This window comes from Brevundimonas sp., from assembly GCF_051858995.1.
Lineage (GTDB): Bacteria > Pseudomonadota > Alphaproteobacteria > Caulobacterales > Caulobacteraceae > Brevundimonas.
Map to the genome: position 1 here is coordinate 170061 of NZ_JBHYGN010000010.1, position 23028 is coordinate 193088.

Annotated in this window: 15 protein-coding genes; 9 read left to right on the plus strand and 6 right to left on the minus strand. The window is 68.6% G+C overall.

What is annotated here, in order from left to right; genetic code table 11:
* Positions 1 to 109 precede the first annotated feature (109 nt).
* Together ACTIEF_RS11855 and ACTIEF_RS11860 are read left to right on the plus strand one after the other, a co-directional pair.
* Positions 110 to 1525, plus strand: coding sequence for an amino acid permease (locus tag ACTIEF_RS11855; RefSeq protein WP_439472349.1), 1416 nt, complete (start codon positions 110 to 112; stop codon positions 1523 to 1525).
* Positions 1525 to 1878: an Hpt domain-containing protein gene (locus ACTIEF_RS11860; protein WP_439472350.1), complete on the plus strand. Its 354-nt coding sequence runs from the start codon at positions 1525 to 1527 to the stop codon at positions 1876 to 1878. The genes ACTIEF_RS11855 and ACTIEF_RS11860 overlap by 1 nt, the downstream gene beginning before the upstream one ends.
* Positions 1879 to 1936: 58 nt before the next feature.
* On the opposite strand, the gene ACTIEF_RS11865 is transcribed toward ACTIEF_RS11860, so the two are convergent.
* The gene (locus tag ACTIEF_RS11865) at positions 1937 to 2293 is read right to left on the minus strand and encodes a chorismate mutase (RefSeq protein ID WP_439472351.1); all 357 of its coding nucleotides are present in this window, start codon (positions 2291 to 2293) and stop codon (positions 1937 to 1939) included.
* Positions 2265 to 3077 (minus strand): ferredoxin--NADP reductase, encoded by an 813-nt coding sequence (locus tag ACTIEF_RS11870; protein ID WP_439472352.1) that lies wholly within the window; start codon positions 3075 to 3077, stop codon positions 2265 to 2267. Before ACTIEF_RS11870 ends, ACTIEF_RS11865 begins: the two co-directional genes overlap by 29 nt.
* Before the next feature lie 773 nt (positions 3078 to 3850).
* Here ACTIEF_RS11870 and ACTIEF_RS11875 point away from each other — a divergent pair.
* The 5 genes from ACTIEF_RS11875 (at position 3851) to ACTIEF_RS11895 (ending at position 14523) form a co-directional block, all read left to right on the plus strand.
* The gene (locus ACTIEF_RS11875; protein ID WP_439472353.1) at positions 3851 to 6121 is read left to right on the plus strand and encodes a S9 family peptidase; all 2271 of its coding nucleotides are present in this window, start codon (positions 3851 to 3853) and stop codon (positions 6119 to 6121) included.
* Positions 6122 to 6517: 396 nt separating this feature from the next.
* Positions 6518 to 7819 carry an amidase gene (locus ACTIEF_RS11880; protein WP_439472424.1) on the plus strand — a complete coding sequence of 434 codons (1302 nt, stop codon included), beginning with the start codon at positions 6518 to 6520 and terminating at the stop codon, positions 7817 to 7819.
* 225 nt (positions 7820 to 8044) lie between these two features.
* Positions 8045 to 8530 (plus strand): low affinity iron permease family protein, encoded by a 486-nt coding sequence (locus tag ACTIEF_RS11885; RefSeq protein WP_439472354.1) that lies wholly within the window; start codon positions 8045 to 8047, stop codon positions 8528 to 8530.
* On the plus strand, positions 8527 to 8793 hold the full coding sequence (locus ACTIEF_RS11890; RefSeq protein ID WP_439472355.1) for a SemiSWEET family sugar transporter: 267 nt from the start codon (positions 8527 to 8529) through the stop codon (positions 8791 to 8793). Before ACTIEF_RS11885 ends, ACTIEF_RS11890 begins: the two co-directional genes overlap by 4 nt.
* 198 nt (positions 8794 to 8991) lie before the next feature.
* The gene (locus tag ACTIEF_RS11895) at positions 8992 to 14523 is read left to right on the plus strand and encodes a Calx-beta domain-containing protein (protein WP_439472356.1); all 5532 of its coding nucleotides are present in this window, start codon (positions 8992 to 8994) and stop codon (positions 14521 to 14523) included.
* Between the two features lie 30 nt (positions 14524 to 14553).
* Here the strand turns inward: ACTIEF_RS11895 and cysC are convergent, their stop codons facing one another.
* Together cysC and cysD are read right to left on the minus strand one after the other, a co-directional pair.
* Positions 14554 to 16347 carry an adenylyl-sulfate kinase gene (gene cysC / locus ACTIEF_RS11900; protein ID WP_439472357.1) on the minus strand — a complete coding sequence of 598 codons (1794 nt, stop codon included), beginning with the start codon at positions 16345 to 16347 and terminating at the stop codon, positions 14554 to 14556.
* The gene (cysD, locus tag ACTIEF_RS11905) at positions 16347 to 17246 is read right to left on the minus strand and encodes a sulfate adenylyltransferase subunit CysD (protein ID WP_439472358.1); all 900 of its coding nucleotides are present in this window, start codon (positions 17244 to 17246) and stop codon (positions 16347 to 16349) included. The genes cysC and cysD overlap by 1 nt, the downstream gene beginning before the upstream one ends.
* Before the next feature lie 70 nt (positions 17247 to 17316).
* Between cysD and ACTIEF_RS11910 the strand changes: the two genes are divergently transcribed.
* Entirely contained in the window at positions 17317 to 18219 is a 903-nt protein-coding gene (locus ACTIEF_RS11910) for an ROK family protein (RefSeq protein WP_439472359.1), read from the plus strand.
* Between the two features lie 60 nt (positions 18220 to 18279).
* Here ACTIEF_RS11910 and ACTIEF_RS11915 read toward each other — a convergent pair whose 3' ends face one another.
* Complete coding sequence (locus tag ACTIEF_RS11915; protein ID WP_439472360.1) at positions 18280 to 19617, minus strand: sigma-54-dependent transcriptional regulator; 1338 nt, start codon at positions 19615 to 19617, stop codon at positions 18280 to 18282.
* Complete coding sequence (locus ACTIEF_RS11920) at positions 19614 to 21422, minus strand: sensor histidine kinase (RefSeq protein ID WP_439472361.1); 1809 nt, start codon at positions 21420 to 21422, stop codon at positions 19614 to 19616. Before ACTIEF_RS11920 ends, ACTIEF_RS11915 begins: the two co-directional genes overlap by 4 nt.
* Positions 21423 to 21657: 235 nt before the next feature.
* On the opposite strand from ACTIEF_RS11920, the gene ACTIEF_RS11925 reads away from it, so the two are divergent.
* The gene (locus tag ACTIEF_RS11925; protein ID WP_439472362.1) at positions 21658 to 23019 is read left to right on the plus strand and encodes a dicarboxylate/amino acid:cation symporter; all 1362 of its coding nucleotides are present in this window, start codon (positions 21658 to 21660) and stop codon (positions 23017 to 23019) included.
* Positions 23020 to 23028: the final 9 nt, after the last annotated feature.

Consider the following 23028-nt stretch of genomic DNA (forward strand, 5'->3'; position numbering starts at 1 on the left):
TCGCCGAACGGAACGCAAGCGGCTTTTTCGTGTCCGTTTCGGTTTGTCGCAGGAGCCGCTAGGGTCGCAGCGGAATCAGCCGCCGGGGAGCGGCGTGGGAAACGCAGACATGGCCTTCTGGAACCGCCGCCGTTCGATCGACGCGATGCTGGCCCCGCATGACGGGCCGGCGCTGAAGAAGACGCTGGGCTGGCCGCACCTGATGGCGCTGGGGGTCGGCGCCATCGTCGGCACCGGCATCCTGACGCTGATCGGCGTGGGCGCCGGGCTGGCCGGTCCGGCGGTGCTGATCAGCTTCGCGCTGGCGGGTCTTGTCTGCGCCTGCGCGGCTCTGGCCTATGCCGAGCTGTCCACCATCATGCCCGCCTCGGGCAGCGCCTATACATACTCCTATGCGGCGCTGGGCGAGATCTTCGCATGGGTCGTGGGCTGGAGCCTGATCCTCGAATACTCGCTGGTGGTCTCGGCCGTGGCCGTGGGCTGGTCGGGCTATGCGGTGCCCTTCCTGGCCGGATGGGGCATCGACCTGCCGACGGCGCTGACCGTCGGGCCGCACGTCGAGGGCGGGCTGATCAACCTGCCGGCCGTCTTCATCATCGCCGTGGTGACGGGCCTGCTGCTGCTGGGCACCCGTGAGAGCGCGACGCTGAACGCCATTCTGGTGGTCATCAAGATCGCGGCGCTGGTGGCCTTCGTGGCCATCGCCCTGCCGAACTTCGACGCGGCCCACTTCACGCCCTTCATGCCCAACGGCTTCGGCGCGCCCTTCGTGCAGACGGGGGTGATGGCGGCGGCGGCGATCATCTTCTTCGCCTTCTACGGCTTCGACGCCATCGCCACGGCGGCGGAGGAGACCAAGAAGCCGGAGCGGGACCTGGCGATCGGCATCGTCGGTTCGATGGTGATCTGCACCATCCTGTACATCGCCGTGGCGGCGGCCGCGATCGGCGCGGCCCCGGTGGCTTCGTTCGCCGACAGCCCCGAGCCTCTGGCCCACATCATGCGCGGTCTGGGGCAGGGCGTGGCCGCCCAGTGGATCGCGGCGGCGGCCGTGGTGGCCCTGCCGACCGTGCTGCTGGCCTTCCTGTTCGGCCAGAGCCGCATCTTCCTGGGCATGGCGCGGGACGGCCTGCTGCCGAACCGTCTGGCGAAGATCTCGAACCGGGGCGTGCCGGTGGTGGTGACCGTGTTCACGGCCATCGTCGTGGCCTTCCTGGCCGGGATCATGCGGCTGGACGAACTGGCCTCGCTGGCCAACGCCGGGACGCTGATGGCCTTCATGGCCGTGGGGGTCAGCCTGATCGTGCTGCGCATCCGTGAGCCGAACCGCGAGCGGAAGTTCAAGGCCCCGCTGTGGTGGCTGGTGGGCGGCATCGCCATCGTCGGCTGCATCGTCTTCTTCTTCAGCCTGAAGGGTTCGACCCAGCTGTACTTCCTTGGCTGGAACCTGCTGGGCCTGGTCGTCTACCTCGTCTGGTCGTCGCGGAACTCGCGGCTGGCCAAGGGCGAAGAGGCGGAGGGCTGATGGCGCGCAGGGATCTGTCGGGGGCGGTCGACTTCGCCGTTCTGGAGCGGATGACCGGCGGGCAGGACGCGATCACCGACGAGGTCCTGGGCCTGTTCGGCCAGCAGGCGGCCCTGTGGTCGCCGATGCTGGACGTCCGGGAAGAGGGCTGGCGTGACGCCGTGCACACGATCCGGGGCGCCGCCTCGGGCATCGGGGCCGATCAGCTGGCCGAGGCCTGCCAGACGGCGGAGAGCTCGGACAAGGCCGGGGCGCCGCCGCTGCTGGACCGGGTGCGGGATCAGCTGGAGATCGCGCTGGCTGATGTGGCGGCGTTCCGGCACGAGATCATGCTGCGGAGCCTGAGGGGGTAGCTGTCGCCGGCGCCCCGCCACCGCTTCGCGGTCCTCCTCCCCCAAGGGGGAGGAACGGCTAGACCCGCGTCTTGTCCCAGACGCTGAACTCGTGGGCGATGCAGCGGTCGACGAGGGTGCGCCAGACCGGCTCGGCGATGTCGGCCGACAGGCCGGCGGAACCGGCGGCCGCGAGGACCTTGGACACCACATCCTCGATGCGGGCGTCGTCATGGACCACGTCCCGGCTGGGCTTGATGCGGGCGGCGGCGTGCATGTAGCGCTGACGCTCGGCTAGCAGGGTGACCAGCGCGCGGTCCAGGGCGTCGACGCCGTGGCGGACCTCGGCCATCGTCAGGCAGTCTTCCGGGGCGACGCGGGCGTCAATCGCCACAACGGTGGGGGACTCAACCGACAAAGGCGCGCTCCAGAACATAATCGCCGGGCTCGGCGTTCGAGCCCTCCTTCAGACCGTAGGTTTCGAGCAGTTCGCCCGTTTCCTTGATCATGGCCATCGAGCCGCACAGCATGACGCGGTCGGTGTTGGGCGAGAAGCCGATGGGCAGTTGCAGGTCGGCGAAGACGTCGCCGGACTTGATGCGATCGGTGATCCGGCCGGGCGTCTCGAACTTCTCGCGCGTGACGGTCGGATAGTAGACCAACTGGGCCTTCGCCTCGTCGCCGACCAGCGGGTCCTCATGGATGCCGTGGGTGAAGAAGTCGCGGTAGGCGAGGTCGGCCACGTTGCGGACGGTGTGGCAGACGATGACCTGACCGAAGCGGCTGTAGGTGTCCGGGTCGCGGGCGACCGAGAGCCACGGCGCGAGACCGGTGCCGGTGCCGATCAGCCAGAGGCGTTCACCGCCGGTCAGGGCGTCCAGCACCAGGGTGCCGGTCGGCTTCTTGCCCATCAGGACCGTGTCGCCGACCTGGATCTTCTGCAGGCGCGAGGTCAGGGGACCATCGGGCACTTTGATGGAGAAGAACTCCAGCGCCTCGTCCCAGTGCGGGGAAGCGATCGAGTAGGCCCTAAGGACGGGCTTGCCGCCGTCTTCGCCGGGCAGGCCGATCATCACGAACTCGCCCGAGCGGAAGCGGAAATCCTCCGGGCGGCGGATGCGGAAGCTGAACAGCTGATCGGTCCAGTGGTGGACGGTCAGGACCTCAAGCTCATGGAAGGGCGAGGCCTTGGCGGGGGGAGGGGCGACGGCGTCGGTCATTGCCGCGCTTCTTAGGACGCGTCGCGGCGGGGGGGAAGGGCGGCGGTGTCGCGGGGCTTGGCAGGGTGGGCCGAAAATGACGGAGCCCTGCTGTCCCGGGGCTGTCGGTGAAATGTGCACTCAGAAAAAAATGGAGTGCACATCGTGCACATTTTCGCGTGAGGCGGGGTGGTTGGGGCCGGTTCAACCGTGGCGGAGGGCGTCGGGCACGAAGCCGGGAGCCGGGCGATGGGGGCTCGGCGAGGGTTTCCAGTGCGGCGGGGCATTCAGCCTGTGCTCAACCCGGAGGGAGCGTCACGGACCGCGATGTCAAAGACCGGGAAGCAGTGTGGCATGCCGATGCGTCAAATTTGGTCGTAGGGGCGAGCTTGTCATCCCGGCCGCAGCGAAGCGGAGAGCCGGGACGGTGGCGGCAACTCTGTTTCCCCCTTCCGGACAGCCCGCAGGGCTGAGCCGGAAGACGCGTAGCCACACGCTTGATCTTGCCCGCCGGAGCGCGCCGCCAGCCGTCGCCCGGATAACCGCTGGCGCGGCTTCCGGGCGGGGGGTAGTTGGACCCTTCCGTCCCGGCTCTCCGCTTCGCGTCGGCCGGGATGACAAGGAGCTGCGGCTTACGCCGAATGCGAATGATCGACCCTCACCCTGATCGCTTCGCTCTCAGCGGTTCAAAAGTCCCTCTTCCGACGGGAAAGGGGTAGTGCGGTGGGGGGTGACGGAACCGGATTCCCGCTCTAGCGTCCGGGTCCGGTTCAAAAATCCAACGTCTGGCTTCCATGCGTAATATCCTGCTGGCCTCCACCCTGCTTGTGGCGACGTTGTCGCCGTTCACCGCCGCGATGGCGCAGCAGGCCCCCGCGCCCGCCGCGGCGTCGGCCCAGAGCGCCATCCTGACGCCCGAGCGGGTGTTCGCGAATCCGTCGCTGGCCGGGCCGGTGGCCAAGGGCGTCAGCCTGTCGCCGGACGGCGAACTGGTCGCCTTCCTGCGCTCGCGCGAGGACGATGTGGAGGTGCAGGACCTGTGGGCCGCGCCGACCGGCGAGGGCGAGCCGTTCAAGCTGATCGACGCGCGGGCGCTGGTCCCCGATGCGGGCGAGCTGTCCGAGGCCGAGAAGGCCCGGCGCGAACGGATGCGCATCAGCGCCCGGGGCGTGGTGGAATATTCGTGGGACGAGCAGGGACGCTACATCCTGGCGCCGCTGGAGGGCGACATCTTCCTGGCGACCCGCGCCGACGGGACGGTGCGCCGCCTGACCGAGACCGATGCGGACGAGATCGACGCCAAGGTGTCGCCGCGCGGCAATTTCGTCTCGTGGGTCCGGGACCAGGACCTGGTCGTCTATGACCTGTCGACCAATACCGAGACGGCGATCACCAGCGACGGCGACGGGCTGAAGACCTGGGCCACGGCCGAGTTCATCGCCCAGGAAGAGCTGGATCGCGACACCGGCTACTGGTGGAGCCCGACCGAGCGCTACATCGCCCTGCAGCACACCGACGAGAGCACCGTCGATGTGATCCCGCGTCTGGACATCACCGGCGGCGGGGCGACGACGGTGGAGCAGCGCTATCCGCGCGCCGGTCGTCCGAACGCGGTCGTCGAGCTGTATGTGCACGACCGCGAAAGCGGCCAGCGGGTGAAGGTCGACCTGGGCGCCAACAGCGACATCTATCTGGCGCGGGTGAACTGGTCGGCGGACGGGCGGACGCTGTACGTCCAGCGCCTGTCGCGGGACCAGAAGACGCTCGACCTGCTGAGCGTCGATCCGTCCACGGGCGCCTCGCGCGTGATCGTCAGCCAGACCTCGAACGCCTGGGTGCCGCTGAACCACGACTTCAAGGCGCTGGATAACGGCGACTTCATCTGGTCGACGGAAGAGACCGGCTGGAAGCACCTGTACCTTTACAACCGCGACGGTCGTCGCATCCGCGCGATCACATCGGGCCAGTATCCGGTCAAGGGACTGGCGGGGGTGAACCAGCGCACGGGCGAGGTCTTCTTCACGGCCTCGATGCGCGACGGGCGCGAGCTGCCGATTGAGCAGCAGCTGTTCCGCGCGAGCCTGCGCCGGACCATGACGCCGGTGGCGGTAACCTCGGCCGGTGGCTGGTGGAGCGCGTCGATGAACCGGACGGGGACGGCCTTCGTCGGCAACTATACTGACTTGAACACCCCGACGCAGTCGGCCCTGTATCGCGCCGACGGAACCCGCATCCGCTGGATCGAGGAGAACCGTCTGCAGCCGGGGCATCCGGCGTACCCGTTCATCTCGCGTCGCGGCGAGGTGACCTTCGGCACGCTGGAAAGCCATGGCGAGACCCTCGTCTGGCAGATGACGACCCCGCCGGGCTTCGACCCGACCAAGACCTATCCGGTGGTCATGCAGGTGTACGGCGGACCGTCGGGCGGCGGGGTCAAGAAGGGCTGGCAGTCGTCCACCAATCAACTGTTGACCGAGGCCGGCTACATCGTCTTCCGCATGGACAATCGCGGCGAGGGCGACCGCTCGGCGGCGTTCAAGCAGGCGCTGTATCTGCGCATGGGGCAGCCTGAGATCGAAGATCAGGTTATGGCGGCTGACTATCTGAGATCATTGCCTTTCGTGGACGACGACCGCATCGCCATGATGGGCTGGTCCTACGGGGGCTTCATGACCCTGATGGCGGCGACGGAGCCGAAGATGGGGCTGGCCGGCGCGCTGGCCGGCGCCCCGCCGACCGAGTGGGGCCTGTACGATACGGCCTATACCGAGCGCTATATGTCGACGCCGGAAGCGAACGAGGCGGGCTATGCGGCGTCGGACGTGATTCCGCGTCTGCCGAACCTGACCGGGCGGCTGCTGCTGATGCACGGCATGGCGGACGACAATGTGATTCTGGAAAACTCGACGCGGGTGATCAACGCGCTTCAGCAGAACAGCCAGCCGTTCGAGCTGATGCTGTATCCGGGGCAGCGTCACGGGGTGCGCGGGAACGAACGTCAGCTGCAGCAGTGGCGGACGTATCTGGACTTCCTGGACCGGACGATCGGGACGCGGTCTCACTGAGTGAGTCCCCCTTCCCCTCGAGGGGAAGGGGTTGGGGATGGGGTGGAGATGATGGGTTTCATGAAGTGGCGCGAGGGGCTGGGTCTTCGGTTTGACGGAGCCTTTGGCGCTTCATCCGGACGCCGTGCGCCTCCACCCCTCCCAACCCTCCCCCTCGAGGGGAGGGCTTTGGCGGGAGCGGCCGCCGCGCTGATGATGCTGGCGACGGGGGCGGCGCAGGCCCAGGTGACACCCGACGTCCATGTGACGCGCGAGCCGGTTGTCAGCATCCCGCTGCGTCCGCCTCTGACGGCCGAAAACATAATGGCTCAATATCGGGCCTATGACGGTCGTGCGGCCAGCATGATCCGCTGGAGCCCATCCGAAGTTCTGGCGCCGATGTTGCCGGGCGCGGTGATGACCTCCACCCCTGATGCGCCGCTTACCGAGATCAGCGGTCGCAGGCTGGTCCTGAAGGACAATATTGAAACGGCGGACCTGCCCACGACGGCGGGCTCGCTTGCGCTCGCGGACAATGCGCCCGGGCGCGACGCTCCGATCGTGGCCAGGCTGAGAGCCGCGCGGGTGATCATCCTAGGCAAAGCCAATCTTTCGGAATGGGCCAACATCCGGTCGTCGAACTCCATCAGCGGGTGGAGCGCGGTCGGGGGGCAGACACGTAATCCCTATGACCCCGAGCGGACGCCGTGCGGGTCTTCTTCGGGCAGTGCCGTGGCGGTCGCGACGGGCCTAGCCGAACTGGCCATCGGGACGGAGACGGACGGGTCGATCACCTGTCCGGCCTCGGTGAACGGCGTGGTCGGGTTCAAGCCGACGGTGGGGCTGGTGTCGCGGACGCACATCGTGCCGATCAGCCACTCGCAGGACACCGCCGGGCCGATCACCACGACGGTCGAGGACGCGGCGCGGGTGCTGACCGTCATCGCGGGCAGCGACCCGCTGGATGCGGCGACGGCCGAGGCGGATGCGCGCAAGGTGGACTATGCGGCGGCGCTGGATGCGGACTCGCTGCGCGGGGCGCGGATCGGGGTGCTGCGGTTCCTGCTGCCGTCCTATTCGCCGGAGACGCACGAGGTGTTCGAGCGGTCGCTGGAGGCGATGCGCGAGGCCGGGGCGGTGCTGGTGGACGTCAATGAGCCGCCCGCCGACTGGCGTAATCTGGGGACCTGGGAGCTGCAGGTGCTGATGACCGAGCTGAAGGTCGATTTGAACGCCTATCTGGCCTCGACCGACCCGGAGCAGGTGCGGACGCGGACTCTGGCCGATGTGATCGCCTTCAACACCGCCGAACCGCGCGAGACCGAGCTATTCGGGCAGGAGCTGTTCCTGCGGGCCGAGGCGACGACGGGGCTGGAGGATCCGGTCTATGTGCACGCCCGCGCCAGCTCGCTGCGCGCCGCCGGGCCGGAGGGGATCGACCGGATGATGGCGGACAATGGCGTCATCGCCCTGATCGCGCCGACGACCTCGCGCGCCTGGACCAATGACCGGGACGATGAGGACAATATGCAGGGCTCGGCCAGCCGTCTGGCGGCGGTGGCGGGCTATCCGCACCTGACCGTGCCGATGGGCTTTGACAGAGGGATGCCGGTGGGGCTGAGCCTGATGGCCGGGAAGTGGGAGGACGCGAAGGTCCTGTCGCTGGGGTATGCGTTCGAGCAGCGGACGCGGGCGCGGCGGGCGCCGGGGGAGCGTTAGTTTTCCTCCCCGTCGCGGCTCGCGAGGGGGAGGTGGCGCGCTTCGGATACGAAGCGTGACGGAGGGGGCGGCGCAGGCGGCTGAGAGCCGATCGCCATCTCCGCTGACCGTCTGAGCCGCCCCCTCCACCACCCAGGCTAAGCCGCCCGGTCGGTCCCCCTCCCCAGTCGCGACGCGACCGGGGAGGACATGCAACCTTCGCCGTTAGCCCGGGTTCAACCGACCATGGAAAAGCTGTTCGTCAAATTCGCCACCCTGACGGCGAAGGTCGCCGGCAAACCGTGGACCTTCATCGCCTGCGTCGGGATCGTTCTGGCCTGGGCGGTGACCGGGCCGATCTTCAAGTTCAACGAGACCTGGCAGCTGGTGATCAACACCGGCACGACCATCATCACCTTCCTGATGGTGTTCCTGATCCAGAACACCCAGAACCGCGACGGGGCGGCGATGCAGGCCAAGTTGGATGAGCTGGTCTATGCGGTGACGCGGGCCGATGTGCGGTTCATCGGCATCGAGCACCTGACCGACAAGGAGCTGGACGCCGTGCTGGCCGAGGTCGAGCGCCGCGCCCTGGCCATCCACAAGGGCAAGCCCGCCCGTCCGATCAAGGGCCGGCGCGGTCTGCGGATCGAGGAGGTCGAGGCGGAGAGGCCGACGAAGGTCGCGCCCGCCGGACGGAAGGCGCCGGCCAGGGCGCGCGAGGCGTCGTGAGCGGACTGGTCGCGAATATCGTGGGCACGGCGGCGGCGCTTTGCTCGATCACAAGCTTCGCGCCCCAGATGATCAAGATCTGGAAGGAGCGGGACGCCTCGTCGATCTCGCTGAAGACCTATTCCCTGACGGTGACCTGTTTCATTCTGTGGACAATCTATGGAGTGATGACGGAGGCTTGGCCCGTGGCGGTCGCCAATGCCTGCGCGCTTGCAATGGCGGCCGGCGTTCTGGCGATGAAATGGCGGTTCAACCGGCAATAAAGGCTGAGCTTGTTAACCGATGTAGCCGTTTTGCGACGCTTTTAAGTCTTAAGAAAGTCTTGAAGTCCGCAGGCTTGCCGGTACTAGCTGCGATCTCGAACAGGGGATTTCACGGGACGACAGGACGGGTTTCGCATCGCGGTGGGCGCGGTGTGGCCGTTTCCTGCGCCGGCTATCCGCCAACAGGGAACGACAGACATGCCGACCACTCTGGCCGCAGGCGACATCGCGATCATCGGCGTCAACGGGGATGACCCGGACGGCTTCGCCTTCGTGTCCCTGGTCCCGATCACGGCCGGCACGACGATTACCTTCACCGACAACGGCTGGACCGGCTCGGCCTTCCGCACCGGCGAGGGTGTCTTCACCTACACCTTCCCGGCCGACGTTCCCGCCGGTACCGTCATCAACATCGCCTCGGTGGCGCCGATGAATTTCGCGGCGGCGGGCGACCAGATCCTGGCCTACCAGGGCACGGCGGCGAGCCCGACCTTCCTGTTCGCCATCGACTTCGCGGATGACAACACCACCTTCGCCGGTGCGGCGACCAGCTCGAACACCTCGGCAGTGCCGACGGGCCTGACGGCGGGCGTGAACGCCGTGGCCGTGGGCGCGGACAACGTCCACTACACCGGCCCGCGCAGCGGCACTCCGGCGGAGCTGCTGGCGGCGATCTCGAACACCGCCAACTGGTCGGGCGACAACGCCGTCCGCTACACCTTCAACACCGCCAGCTTCAGCGTGGGCGGGGCCACCAGCTTCGCCATCTCGGACGCGACGGTGACCGAGGGCGACGCGGGCACGGTGCTGCTGACCTATACGGTGACGCGCAACAACGCCGCGGGCGCCGCGACCATCGACTTCGCCACCTCGGACGGCACGGCGACGGCGGGCTCGGACTATGTCGCACAGAGCGGCACGGTCAGCTTCGCGGACGGCGAAACGACCCGGACCATCACCATCGTGGTCAACGGCGACACGGCGGTCGAGGGCGACGAGACCGTGACCGTGACCCTGACCAATCCGTCGGTGGGCACCATCGGCGACGCCACGGGCGTGGGCACCATCACGAACGACGACGTGCCCGCGGGCGCGGTGACGCCGTTCATCAACGAATTCCACTACGACAACGCCTCGACCGACGTGGGCGAGTTCATCGAGATCGCGGGCAGCGCGGGCACCAATCTGAACGGCTGGACCATCGTCCTGTACAACGGCGGCAACGGTCAGTCGTACGGCACGATCAACCTGTCGGGCACCTTCGCCGACCTGCAGAACGGCATGGGCGTCCTGAGCTTCGCCGGACCGGCGGGCGGCATCCAGAACGGTTCGCCGGACGGCTTCGCCCTGGTGGACAACAACGGCAATGTCGTCGAGTTCCTGAGCTACGAAGGCAGCTTCGTCGCCACCAACGGCCCGGCCAGCGGCATGACCGCGACGGACGTGGGCGCGGGCGTAGAAGAGCCGGGCGACGCCAACGGCACCTCCATCGGTCGCGTCGGCACCGGCGGGCAGAGCAACTTCACCTGGGCCGTGATCAGCGATGACACGCCGGGCACGATCAACAACGGCCAGACCTTCACCCCGGTGGTGTCGGTCGGCGACGCCACGGTGACCGAGGGGAACAACGGCTCGAGCCTGATCACCTTCACCGTGACCCGCACGACGGGCGCGGGCGCGGCGACCGTGGACTGGTCGACCCAGGACCCGATCCCGGTGAACGGCACGGACGCCAACGCGAGCGAGGACTACGCCCGGTCGATGGGCACGGTGACCTTCGCCGACGGCGAGCTGACCGCGACCTTCACCGTGGAAGTGTTCGGCGATGTGACGCCGGAGCTGACCGAGCAGTTCGAGGTGCATCTGTCGAACCCGACCGGCGGTCTGGTGATCGGCGATGGCGTGGGCATCGGCGCCATCACCAATGACGACGCGCCCCCGCCGACGGTGTCGGTGGCCGACGTTTCGGTGGTCGAGGGCGACAGCGGCACGGTCACCATGACCTTCACCGTGACCCGTGCGGGCAGCACGGGTCCGTTCAGCGTCGACTACGGCACCGCCGACGGCACGGCCACGGCCGGGCAGGACTACACCGCCGCCTCGGGCACGCTGACCTTCGCGGACGGCGTGATGACCCAGACGGTGACGATCACCGTCAGCGGCGACACGGCCTCGGAAGCGACCGAGCGCTTCACCCTGAACCTGTCGAACCCGACCAATAACGCGGTGATCACCGACGGCTCGGCCACGGGCACGATCACCAACGACGACCTGACGGCCATCTATACGATCCAGGGCGAGGGCCACATCTCGGCCTATGTCGGCGAGGAAGTGACCACGACCGGCATCGTCACGGCCATCGACAACAACGGCTTCTACATCCAGGACCCGAACGGCGACGGCAACCGCAAGACCTCGGACGCCATCTTCATCTCGACCGGTTCGGCCCCGGTCGGCATCGTGATCGGCAGCGCCGTGACCGTGTCGGGCGTGGTTCAGGAATCCATCGGCGCGGCGGGCAACCTGAGCATCACCCAGATCGCCTCGGGCGTGAACGGGCTGAACTATTCGGCCAACGGCACCGGCACGGTGCAGATGACCTACATCGGCAACGGCGTGGGCGAATACCTGCCGCCGAGCGCGCAGGTGGACGACGACAACTTCACCTCGTTCGACCCGGAAACCGACGCCATCGACTTCTACGAGTCGATGGAAGGCATGCTGGTGACGATGCGCGACGCGCAGGCGGTGTCGGACACGGCCTCGGGCGGGACCTATGCCGTGGCCAACTCGGGCGCGGGCGCCACGGGCATGAACGACCGTGGCGGCATCACCAACTCGGAAGGCGACCTGAACCCCGAGAAGCTGATCATCTACGACGACTCGACCATCTCGGGCGCCTATACGCCGAACCACTCGGTCGGCGACCGTCTGGGCGACGTCACGGGCGTGATCAGCTACTTCGGCGGCGAGTACGAACTGATCGTGCGCGACCCGGTCAATGTGATCTCGGACGTCACCGCCGGGGAGGAAACCACCAACCTGGTGCAGGCCGACACGGGCGCGAACGAGCACCTGACCATCGCCAGCTACAACGTCGAGAACATGGAGCCGGGCGACACGGCCCGCATCAACGAACTGGCGCTCGACATCGTCAACAACATGGGCACACCGGACATCATCGGCCTGATCGAGGTTCAGGACGGCAATGACGGCACCCTGTCGGGCCAGGCCTCGGCCCAGGCCCTGATCGACCGGATCGTCGCCAACGGCGGACCGACGTATGTCTACATCGAGGTTCCGCCCGCGACCGAGGGCTCGTCGGGCGGCGCCGCCGGCGGCAACATCCGCAACGGCTTCATCTACAACCCGGACCGCGTCAGTTACGTCAATGGCTCGGCCGTGGCCCTGCTGGACCCGGCGTTCAACGGCAGCCGCAAGCCGCTGTCGGCCCAGTTCGAGTTCAACGGCGAGATCATCACCGCCCTGTCGATCCACTCGACCTCGCGCATCGGCTCGGACCCCTACATGGGCTCGAACCAGCCGCCCGCGAACGCCGGTGAAGGCGGCCGTCTGGCCCAATCTCAGGCCATCGAGGCCTATCTGGACCAGCTGCGCACCGTCGATCCGAACGCCCATATCGTGGTGTCGGGTGACTTCAACGCCTTCTACTTCGAGGAGTCGGTCCGGCTTCTGGAGCAGGGCGGGCTGAACAATCTGTGGGACCTGTTGCCCGAGCACGACCGCTATTCGTACATCTTCGACGGCAACTCGCAGACGCTGGACCACATGCTGGTCTCGGACTCGCTGCGGAACGGGGCCCAGTTCGACGGGGTGCACATCAACAGCTTCATCCCGACGCAAGCCAGCGACCACGACGCCCTGCTGGCGCAACTGGTCGTGGTCGGCGCGGGCGCCAACCTGATGACCGGGACGGCGGGTGCGGACACCATGGCCGCGCTGGGCGGCAATGACACCTACATCGTCAACCACGTCGGCGACGTGGTGATCGAGGCGGCCAACGGCGGGACCGACACGGTTCAGGCCTCGGTCTCGCACACGCTGAGCGCCAACGTCGAGAACCTGATCCTGACGGGCACGGCGGCGAACGGCACGGGCAACGCCTCGGCCAATGTCATCACCGGCAACGCCCAGAACAACACGCTGAACGGCGGGGACGGCGACGACATCCTGATCGGCGGCGCGGGCGCGGACATCCTGATCGGCGGCGCCGGGACGGACACCGTCAGCTACGCCGGGGCCGCCGCTGGCGTTTCGGTGCGTCTGTCCAGCCAGGTGACGCTGAACGACGGGACGGGGGCGGTCGACACCCTGTCGTCGATCGAGAACGTCATCGGCTCGGACTTCGCCGACACCCTGTTCGGCTCGAACGGCGCCAATGTGCTGAACGGCGGCCTGGGCGCCGACATCCTGCTGGGTCTGGGCGGCAATGACATCCTGATCGGCGGCGCGGGCGCGGCCAACACCCTGCAGGGCGGTCTGGGCGACGACCTCTATATCGTCAGCGCGCAGGACACGATCACCGAGTTCGCGGGCGAGGGCATCGACACCGTCCAGACGTCCCTGAACAACTGGACCCTGTCGGCCAATGTCGAGCATCTGATCTTTACCGGATCGGGTTCGTTCGTGGGTCGCGGCAATGCCTCGGGCAACAACATCTCGGGCGGCGCCGGGGCCGACATCCTGGACGGTGGCGACGGCAATGACGTCCTGATGGGCGGCGCGGGCGTCGATGTGCTGCTGGGCGGCGCGGGCTCGGACACGGCCAGCTACGCCAATGCCGCCGCCGGAGTTCAGGTGCGTCTGGCGGTCAATGTGACGCTGAACGACGGTTCGGGTTCGGTGGACAGCCTGTCGTCCATCGAGAACGCCATCGGCTCGGACTTCGCCGACACCCTGTTCGGATCGGCGAGCGACAATGTGCTGAACGGCGGTCTGGGCGCGGACATCCTGCTGGGTCTGGACGGCAACGACACCCTGATCGGCGGCGACGGCGCGGCCAATACCCTGCAGGGCGGTCTGGGCGACGACACCTATGTGGTCACCGCCCTGGATACGATCACCGAGTTCGCGGGGCAGGGCGTGGACACCGTCCGGACCAATCACGCCGCCTACACCCTGGGCGCCAACCTCGAGAACCTGGTGTATTTCGGCTCGGGCGCCTTCGCCGGGACCGGCAATGCGCTGAACAACGCCATCACCGGCGGGGCGGGAAATGATGTCCTGACCGGCGGTCAGGGCAACGACACCCTGACCGGCGGCGACGGGATCGACACCCTGGTCCTGAGCGGCAATGTGAACGACTACGATCTTCTCGGCCTCGCCGGGAACTATCTGGTGACGGACCGTATCTCCGCGCGCGACGGGGAGGACTCGATCACCCAGATCGAGCAGATCCGCTTCGGCAACGGTCAGGTGATGACCATTGATGAAGTCATCGCCGCGCATGCCGTGCGCGACGCGCCTCCGTCGATGTCGACCGATGACGACTTCCTGCCGCTCGGCAAGATGGCCGACATGCCGCTGGTCCTGCCGGGGCTGGAGGAAGCCTCGGTCTTCGCCAAGGGCGACCTGGCGCAGATCCTGCCGGGCCTGCACGATCTCGGCGTGTCGGACGTCGTGGCCTTCGAGAACGGCCACGGACAGGAGCACAGCATCCACGGGAACACGCCGGCCCTGTCGGTGTGGAACGACATTCTGGCCGGTTGAGGCTGAGGCGGGGCGCGGGTTCGGGGGAACTCAGCGACCCTGCCGGGCCAGGATCAAGGCCAGGACGCGATCGGCCGCCTGTTCGGGGGAACAGGCGGCCGTATCAATTCTGAGGTCCGGCGCCTCGGGCGGCTCATAGGGGCTGTCGATGCCGGTGAAGTTGGGCAGGCGGCCCAGACGCGCGCGGGCGTAGAGACCCTTCACGTCCCGCGCCTCGACCACTTCCAGCGGCGCATCGACATGGACCTCGAGGAAGGCGTCGGGGGGCACGAGAGCGCGGGCCATTTCGCGCTCGGCGCGGAAGGGGGAGATGAAGGCGACCAGCACGATCAGGCCCGCGTCGGTCATCAGCCGGGCGACCTCGGCGACGCGGCGGATGTTCTCGACCCGGTCGGCGTCGGTGAAGCCGAGGTCCCGGCTCAGGCCGCCCCGGACATTGTCGCCGTCCAGCAGGGCGGTGTGCAGGCCCTCGGCCAGCAGGCGCTGCTCCAGCAGGTCGGCGATGGTCGACTTGCCCGCGCCGGACAGGCCGGTGAACCAGACCACCAGCGGGCTCTGGCCCTTGAGCGCAGCGCGGTCGGCGGGGGTGACGGACAGGGGTTGGGGCCGGACGCTGGTCGCGCGGCGCAGGGCGAAACGGATCATCCCCGCCGCCGTCGTCGCCGAGGTCATCCGGTCGATCAGGATGAACCCGCCGAGGTCGCGGCTCTCGGCATAGGGGGTGAAGGGGACAGGGGCGTCGAGGGACAGGGTGACGAGGCCGATGTCGTTGATCTTGAGCACGCGGGCGGCCAGCGGCTGGCCGGTGTCGGGATCGACCCGGTGCTTGATCTCGGTGACGCGGGCCGGGACGGTGAGGGCGCCGATCTTCAGGTCGTGGATGCGGCCCGGCAGCAGGGGGCGGGCGGAGGTCCAGACCAGATGGGCCTCGAACCGGTCGGCGACCTCGGCGGGAGCGTCCGCCGAGACCAGCCAGTCGCCGCGCGAGACATCCACGGGGCGGTCCAGCGTCAGGGCGACGGACTGGCCCTCGGTCGCGGTGTCGGGGGAGGGGCCGAGGATGGTCGCCACGTCCGCCTCGGCGCCGGAGGGCAGGATGCGGACCGGATCGCCGGGGCACAGGGCGCCGGTGGCCACGCGGCCGGCGAAGGCGCGGGTCTCGCCCTCGCGCAGCACGGTCTGGACCGGCAGGCGGAAGGGGGCGTCGAGGTCGGCGGGCGCGGGCGTCTGGGCCAGCCAGTGCGACAGGGTCGGGCCCTCATGCCAGGCCAGCGTCGGGACGCGGCGGGTGACGCCCGCGCCGGTGACGGCGCTGACCGGGACGGCGGTGACGTCGTCGATGCCCAGTCCGGCGGCGAAGGCCAGATAGTCGGCGGCGACAGTGTCGAAGGCCGGCTGCGACCAGCCGATCAGGTCCATCTTGTTGACCGCCAGCAGGAGGCGGCGGACGCCCATCAGGGCCAGGATTCGGGTGTGGCGGCGGGTCTGGCGCTGGACGCCCTTGCGCGCATCGACCAGCACCACGGCCAGGTCGGCGGTGGAGGCGGCGGTGGCCATGTTGCGCGTGTACTGCTCATGCCCCGGGGCGTCGGCGAGGATGAAGCGGCGGTCGGCGAGCTCGAAGGCGCGCCAGGCGACGTCGAGGGTGACGCCCTGTTCCCGCTCGACGGACAGGCCGTCGAGAAGGCGCGACAGGTCAGGCTGGGGGCCGAGGGCGGACAGCTGATCAGAAGGGACGGCGCCCGCGTCGTGCAGCAGGCGGCCGATCAGGGTGGACTTGCCGTCGTCCACGGAACCGCAGGCGATCAGGCGGATGGGGCGCATCAGAAATAGCCCTCGCGCTTGAGGCCTTCGAGGGCGGCGGGCGACTGATCGACGGCGCGGCCCTGACGCTCGGAGACGCGGGCCAGGGTCAGTTCGGCGATGACGGCCTCAAGGGTGTCGGCGTCGCTCTCGACCGCGCCGGTCAGGGGCCAGCAGCCGAGGGTGCGGAAGCGGACGCTGCGCAGGGTCGGGGTCTCGCCGGGTTGCAGGCGAAGGCGCGGGTCGTCGGCCAGCAGCAGGGCGCCGTCGCGCCGGATCACCGGGCGGTCGGCGGCCAGATAGAGGTTGGGCAGGGCGATGCCTTCGCGCTGGACGTAGCGCCACACGTCCAGCTCGGTCCAGTTGGACAGGGGGAAGACGCGCAGGGTCTGACCGTCGCCGGGGCGGGTGTTGTACAGGCTCCAGAACTCGGGCCGCTGGGCGCGCGGGTTCCAGCCGTGGGCGGCGGTGCGGACCGAGACGATGCGTTCCTTGGCGCGGCTGCGCTCCTCGTCGCGGCGGGCCCCGGCGAAGGCGGCGCCGAAGCGGCTCGCGTCGAGCGCCTGTTTCAACCCCTGCGTCTTCCAGAGATCGGTATGGACGGCCGCGCCGTGGTCGAAGGGATTGATCCCGGCCGCCTCGGCCTCCGGATTTCGATGGATGATCAGGGGCAGGCCCGCCTCGGCCGCCAGGGCGTCGCGGAAGGCGTAGAGCTCGGCGAATTTCCAGCGCGTGTCGATGTGGAGAAGGGGGAAGGGCGGCCGCGTGGGGGCGAAGGCCTTGTGCGCCAGATGCAGCATGACGGCGGAATCCTTGCCGCCCGAGAACAGCATGACCGGGCGCGCGACCTCCGCGACGGTCTCGCGCAGGATGTGGATGGCCTCGGCCTCCAGCCAGTCCAGAATGTCGTCTCGCCCCATGCCCTACCAGTGCCGGTTGAATCGCGCGGCGCCAATGGCGAAACCGCACGCGACGCGGCAGGGTGCCGTCATGAACACGGGAATCGCTTCTCCGCTGATCGCGGGCATCGAACTGGGCGGGACGAAATGCGTCTGCGTGCTGGCGTCCGGACCGGACGACATCCGCGACGAGGTCCGCCTGCCGACGACCACGCCGGAGGAGACGCTGGGCGAGATCCGGGCGGTGCTGGAGCGCTGGGCGGCGGGGCCGGGCTTCGCCGCCATCGGCATCGCCAGCTTCGGCCCGGTCGAGCTGGACCCGAAGTCGGACAAGTATGGCCACGTCACCGAGACGACCAAGCTGGCGTGGCGCTGGGCAGACCTGAATGTGATGCACCGCGGCTTCGGCGTGCCGGTGGCGCTGGACACCGATGTGAACGGCGCGGCCCTGGCTGAAGGGCTGTGGGGCGCGGCGCGGGGGCTGGACAGCCACGCCTATGCGACCGTGGGCACGGGCATCGGTGTGGGCGTGGTGGTCAATGGCCGGACCGTGCGCGGCTTAGGCCATCCGGAGCTGGGGCATCTGAAGGTCGGCCGTCTGCCGGGCGATCAGTGGCCGGGTGTCTGCGCCTATCATGGCGACTGCGTCGAGGGACTGGCGTCGGGCCCGGCGGTCGGGGCGCGGGCGGGCAAGCCGGGGATCGACGTGACGCCGGACGATCCGGCCTGGGACATGGTGGTCCATGCGCTGGCCGGGATGCTGCACAATCTGGTGCTGACGGCCTGTCCGCAACGGGTGCTGATAGGCGGCGGGGTGGCGGACGGCCAGCCGTGGCTGTTCGAGCGCCTGCGCAAGGCGCTGGTCGAGAGCCTCGCGGGCTATGGCGTGGCGGGCGCCATCGCGGCGGGCGTGGACGCCTTCCTCCAGCCGCCGGGTCTGGGCTCGAAAGCCGGGCCGATGGGCGCGATCGCGGTGGGGCTGACCGCGCTCTAGGTATCCTGAGTGCGCGAAATCTGAGCCGAGCAGGACTGCGCCCGCTCGACCGATTTCGCTCTAGCGCCTCCGGTGCTCGGACGGCTGGATGCCGTGGCGGGCCATCTTGTCGTAGAGGGTCTTGCGGGGGATCTGCAGGCTTTCGGTGACCCGGCGCATGTCGCCGCTGAAGGCGGTCAGGGCCTCGCGGATCAGTTCGGCCTCATAGTCCTGAACCTGTTTCGACAGGCTGCGGTCGGTCACGGGGCGTTCGGCCGGGGCGGCGATGCCGACGGCGACCTCGCTGGCGAAATTGGACAGCTCACGCAGATTGCCCGGCCAGTCGTGCTCCAGCAGGCGGCGGCGGATGGCGTGGTCGATGGGCGGGATGGCCCGGCCCAATCGTCCGGCGGCGCGGTCAAGGAAGCGGGCGAACAGCAGGGGCACGTCCTCGCGCCGTTCGCGCAGGGGCGGGATGCGCACCCGCACCACGTTCAGGCGATAGAAGAGGTCCTCGCGAAGGTCGCCGCGGGCGACGGCCTCGGCGGGGTCGGACTTGGTGGCGGCGACGATGCGCAGGTCGAGTGCATGGGCCTCGCCCGCGCCCAGCGGCATGACCTCGCGCTCTTCCAGCACCCGAAGCAGCAGGAGCTGGGCGGCGCGGGGGGCCAGATCGATCTCGTCGAGGAAGAGGCTGCCCTGGTGGGATTGCTCGATCTGGCCCTCGCGGCGGCGCAGGGCGCCGGGGAAGGCGCCGGCGGCGTGGCCGACCAGCTGGCTCTCCAGCCCCTCGTCGCGCAGGGTGGCGCAGGAGACGGCGACGAAGGGCTTCACCCGGCGGCGTCCGGCGTTGTGGATGGCGCGGGCGACAGCCTCCTTGCCCGCCCCGGTCTCGCCCTCGATCAGGACATCGACCTCGGCGTTGGCGAGCCGCTGGATGGCGGCGCGCAGGGCGGTGACGGCCCGGCTCTCGCCGCTGAGCGGGATCGACCATTCATCATCGACCGCGAGGGCGGCGAGGCGGCGGTTGTCGAGGACCAGCGCCCGCTTCTCCAGCGCCCGGTTGAGGGTCTCCAGCAGGCGCTCGGGGGCGAAGGGCTTGGCCAGGAAGTCATAGGCGCCGCGCTTCATCACATCGACGGCTTCCGAGATGTCGCCATGGCCGGTCATGACCACGACCGGCAGGTCCGGGTCCATGGCGGACAGGTGGTCCACCAGCTGGCGACCGTCGAGTCCGGGCATGCGCAGGTCGGTGACCACCACGCCGTCGAAACGGGCGTCCAGCGCCTTCAGCGCGGCGTCGCCGGAGGAGAACTCCGAGACCGTCAGGCCGGACAGGCCCAGCCGTTCGGCGAGAGCGGCGCGGAAGGCGTCGTCATCCTCGATCAGGGCGACGCGATTGCAGGGCTGGAAGCTCATGGGGCCTTGGCCAGTACGATCTTGAAGACGGCCCCTTCGGGCGAGGGAACGTGAACCAGTTCGCCGCCGAAGCCGGCGACGATGTCGCGGCTGATGACGAGGCCGAGGCCCAGCCCGTCCCGCTTGTCGGTGGTGAAGGGGGTGAAGAGCCGCTCCAGCACCTCGGGTGAGACGCCTGGGCCGTTGTCGGAGACTTTCAGCGTCACCTTGCCCGCACGGACCGAGACGGCGATCTCAATGACCGGGGAGGGCACGTCCTCCAGCGCCTCGACGGCGTTTTGGAGAAGGTTGAGCACCACCTGCTCGAGGCGGTTGCGTTCTGCCAGCACCTCCAGCTCCGCCGGGACCTTGCCGCGCTTCAACTCGACGCCGCGTTCGCGCAGGCGGGGGCCGACCAGCAGCAGGGTCCCGTCTATGGCGGCCTCGACGCCGACGGCGACCGTGCCGGAGCGGGTCTTGCGCGAGAAGGCGCGCAGTTCGTCGGTGATGGCCCCGACCCGCTGGGTCAGTTCGCCGATGCGGGTCAGGGATCGACCGGCGGCGTCAGCGTCCTGTCGATCCAGATAGACGGAGGCGGTGTCGGCGTGAGTGCGGATGGCGGCGATGGGCTGGTTGATCTCATGCGCCACGCCCGCCGCGATCTGGCCGAGGGTGGCCAGTTTATTGGCCTGGATCAGTTCGTCCTGCAGGTCCTGACGGCCCTTTTCGAGGCGGCGGCGCTCCTCGATCTCGAGGTTCAGCTGGTCGTTGGCCTGACGCAGTTCGGCGGTCCGGGCGTCGACCTGACGCTCCAGATCGATGCGGGCGGCCTCGTCCTCGGCGGCGCGGGCGCGGGCACGCTGTCGGCGGCGCAGCAGGATGCCGGTCAGGCCCGCCAGCAGGGCGACGCTGAGCAGGGCGACGACGCGTGCGGCCATGATCGCCCGCGCCATCATGGCGCCGGAGGGCGACAGCAGGTGCAGCCGCCAGCCCAGTTCGGGGATCGGCGCGGAGGCGCGAGCGTAGATATCCGGCGGCACGCTGCGGGACAGGCGGATCATGCCCGGCGCCAGGGCCTCGAAGGGCAGGGTGGACAGGTCGGCCCGTCCGGCGGTCTGATCCACGGCGAGACGCTGGCGGCGATCCGGGCGCAGGGCCCCGGTGGTGTGAAAACGCCAGCTGGAGACGGTGGTGATCAGGACCACCCCGTCGCTGTCCGTAACATAGGTGGGTTCACCCGAGGCGCGCCACTCGGTCTCCAGCGCGTCGAATTCGACCTTGGCGACGATCACGCCGAGCGGACGCCCATCCGCCCCGGCGATGCGGCGGGACAGATAGAGGCCGGGGCGGCCGCTGACGGTTCCGAGCGCGAAGAAGCTGGCCTGGCCGTCGCGCAGGGCCTCGTAGAAATAGGGGCGGAAGCGGTAGTCGGTGCCGACGAAGCTGATCGGCTGGTTCCAGTTGCTGGCGGCCAGAGCGACGCCGCGGGCGTCGAGCACATAGATCACCGCCGCGCGGGTCTCGCGGGCCAGTCCCTCGAACTTGCGGTTCAGCCGATCCACCGAAGCCGCATCCGGGCGGGCGAGCAGGCCCTGGAGGTCGGGGTCCTGGGCCAGAACCATGGGCAGGGAGCGGTGACGCTCCAGCTCGCTACGCAGGACGGCGGCGTGCAGGGCGGTGGCGGTGGCCGCCTGTCGCAGGGCCTCGCCCCTGGCTTCGCGTCTTGCAATCTCGCCGGCGCCCACCGCGGCGAGTACCGCGATGATCAGCCAGAAGACGGCGAAGACGCGCCACTGGCCCTGTGCGGAATCGAGAAAGCGGCGCATGGAGAGACTAATGCGAGATTTCGCACATATGTCGAGACGATGTGTGCGGAAGTCCGCTCAAAAGCGGATTTTTGCAGCCGCGAAATCTGAAGTAAGTTTATAAAAGTCAACGCGGTAGATGATTTCAGCCTTTCGCTTGCGAGGCTGGAGTGGGGCTCACGATACTAACCCCACGTCACCGCGTCAGACGGTGAAGCAAACCGGGACCGGCAAGCGGTCTCTTCGGGAGGGTCATTTGATCCAGATTGCATCCACGCCGGAGGCAGGCGCCGCTACGCGCAAGCCCTGGTATCGTAGCCTCTACGTGCTCGTCCTCGGCGCCATCATCGCCGGGGGGCTGATCGGCCATTTCTGGCCGGAGCTGGGCAAGGACCTGAAGCCGCTGGGCGACGCCTTCATCAAGCTGGTGAAGATGATCATCGCTCCGGTGATCTTCCTGACCATCTCGACCGGCATCGCCGGGATGAGCGACCTGAAACGCGTCGGCCGGGTGGCCGCCAAGGCGTTCGCCTACTTCCTGGTCTTCTCGACCCTGGCCCTGATCGTGGGCCTGATCATCGCCAATATCGTGCGCCCCGGCCACGGGCTGAACATCGACCCCGCGACGCTGAACGCCGGGGCGGTGGCCCAGTACGCCGACGCCGCGCACGAGACGACCATCGTGGGCTTCCTGACCGGCATCATCCCGACCACGCTGGTGAGCCCCTTCGTCGAGGGCAACATCCTGCAGACCCTGTTCGTGTCGATCCTGTTCGGCATCTCGCTGGCCATCGTCGGCGCCCCGGCGGCGCCTGTGGTGCGGGCGCTGGAGTCGCTGAGCCAGGTCGTCTTCCGCGTGGTCGCCATCCTGATGAAGGCCGCGCCCATCGGGGCCTTCGGCGCCTTCGCCTTCACCATCGGGGCCTATGGGGTCGGCGCGATCGCCAACCTGTTCGCCCTGATCGCCACCTTCTACCTGACCTCGCTGGTCTTCGTTCTGGGCGTCCTCGGGCTGGTCGCTCGCGCCAACGGCTTCTCGATCTTGAAGCTGATCGCCTATCTGAAGGAAGAGCTGCTGCTGGTGCTGGGCACCTCGTCGTCCGAAGCGGCCCTGCCCAGTCTGATGCAGAAGCTGGAAACCGCCGGCGCGCCGAAGTCGGTGGTCGGTCTGGTCGTCCCGACGGGCTATTCGTTTAATCTGGACGGCACCAACATCTACATGACCATGGCGGCCCTGTTCATCGCCCAGGCCATGAACATCCAGCTGAGCCTTGAGCAACAGGTGCTGCTGCTGCTGGTCGCCATGCTGAGCTCCAAGGGCGCGGCGGGCATCACCGGCGCCGGCTTCATCACTCTGGCCGCCACGCTGGCCGTGGTGCCGACCGTGCCGGTCGCGGGCATGGCCCTGATCCTCGGCATCGACCGCTTCATGAGCGAGTGCCGGGCGCTGACCAACTTTATCGGCAATGCCGTGGCGACCCTGGTGGTCGCCCGCTGGGAGGGGGAGCTCGACCGTGAGGCCCTGCATGCCGCGCTGAAATCAACACCGAAGGCGCTCGCCGCGCCGCCGGATCCGGCCGCGGGGCCGGGGGACAAGGAAGCCCTGACAGCCGACTGAGAAACGGCG

What these genes read in the sequence shown, in the direction of transcription:
- ACTIEF_RS11855 (WP_439472349.1), top strand. Translation starts at nt 110, where the DNA reads ATGGCCTTCTGGAACCGCCGCCGTTCGATCGACGCGATGCTGGCCCCG.
- ACTIEF_RS11860 (WP_439472350.1), top strand. Translation starts at nt 1,525, where the DNA reads ATGGCGCGCAGGGATCTGTCGGGGGCGGTCGACTTCGCCGTTCTGGAG.
- ACTIEF_RS11865 (WP_439472351.1), bottom strand. Translation starts at nt 2,293, where the DNA reads ATGTTCTGGAGCGCGCCTTTGTCGGTTGAGTCCCCCACCGTTGTGGCG.
- ACTIEF_RS11870 (WP_439472352.1), bottom strand. Translation starts at nt 3,077, where the DNA reads ATGACCGACGCCGTCGCCCCTCCCCCCGCCAAGGCCTCGCCCTTCCAT.
- ACTIEF_RS11875 (WP_439472353.1), top strand. Translation starts at nt 3,851, where the DNA reads ATGCGTAATATCCTGCTGGCCTCCACCCTGCTTGTGGCGACGTTGTCG.
- ACTIEF_RS11880 (WP_439472424.1), top strand. Translation starts at nt 6,518, where the DNA reads ATGACCTCCACCCCTGATGCGCCGCTTACCGAGATCAGCGGTCGCAGG.
- ACTIEF_RS11885 (WP_439472354.1), top strand. Translation starts at nt 8,045, where the DNA reads ATGGAAAAGCTGTTCGTCAAATTCGCCACCCTGACGGCGAAGGTCGCC.
- ACTIEF_RS11895 (WP_439472356.1), top strand. Translation starts at nt 8,992, where the DNA reads ATGCCGACCACTCTGGCCGCAGGCGACATCGCGATCATCGGCGTCAAC.
- cysC (WP_439472357.1), bottom strand. Translation starts at nt 16,347, where the DNA reads ATGCGCCCCATCCGCCTGATCGCCTGCGGTTCCGTGGACGACGGCAAG.
- cysD (WP_439472358.1), bottom strand. Translation starts at nt 17,246, where the DNA reads ATGGGGCGAGACGACATTCTGGACTGGCTGGAGGCCGAGGCCATCCAC.
- ACTIEF_RS11910 (WP_439472359.1), top strand. Translation starts at nt 17,317, where the DNA reads ATGAACACGGGAATCGCTTCTCCGCTGATCGCGGGCATCGAACTGGGC.
- ACTIEF_RS11915 (WP_439472360.1), bottom strand. Translation starts at nt 19,617, where the DNA reads ATGAGCTTCCAGCCCTGCAATCGCGTCGCCCTGATCGAGGATGACGAC.
- ACTIEF_RS11920 (WP_439472361.1), bottom strand. Translation starts at nt 21,422, where the DNA reads ATGCGCCGCTTTCTCGATTCCGCACAGGGCCAGTGGCGCGTCTTCGCC.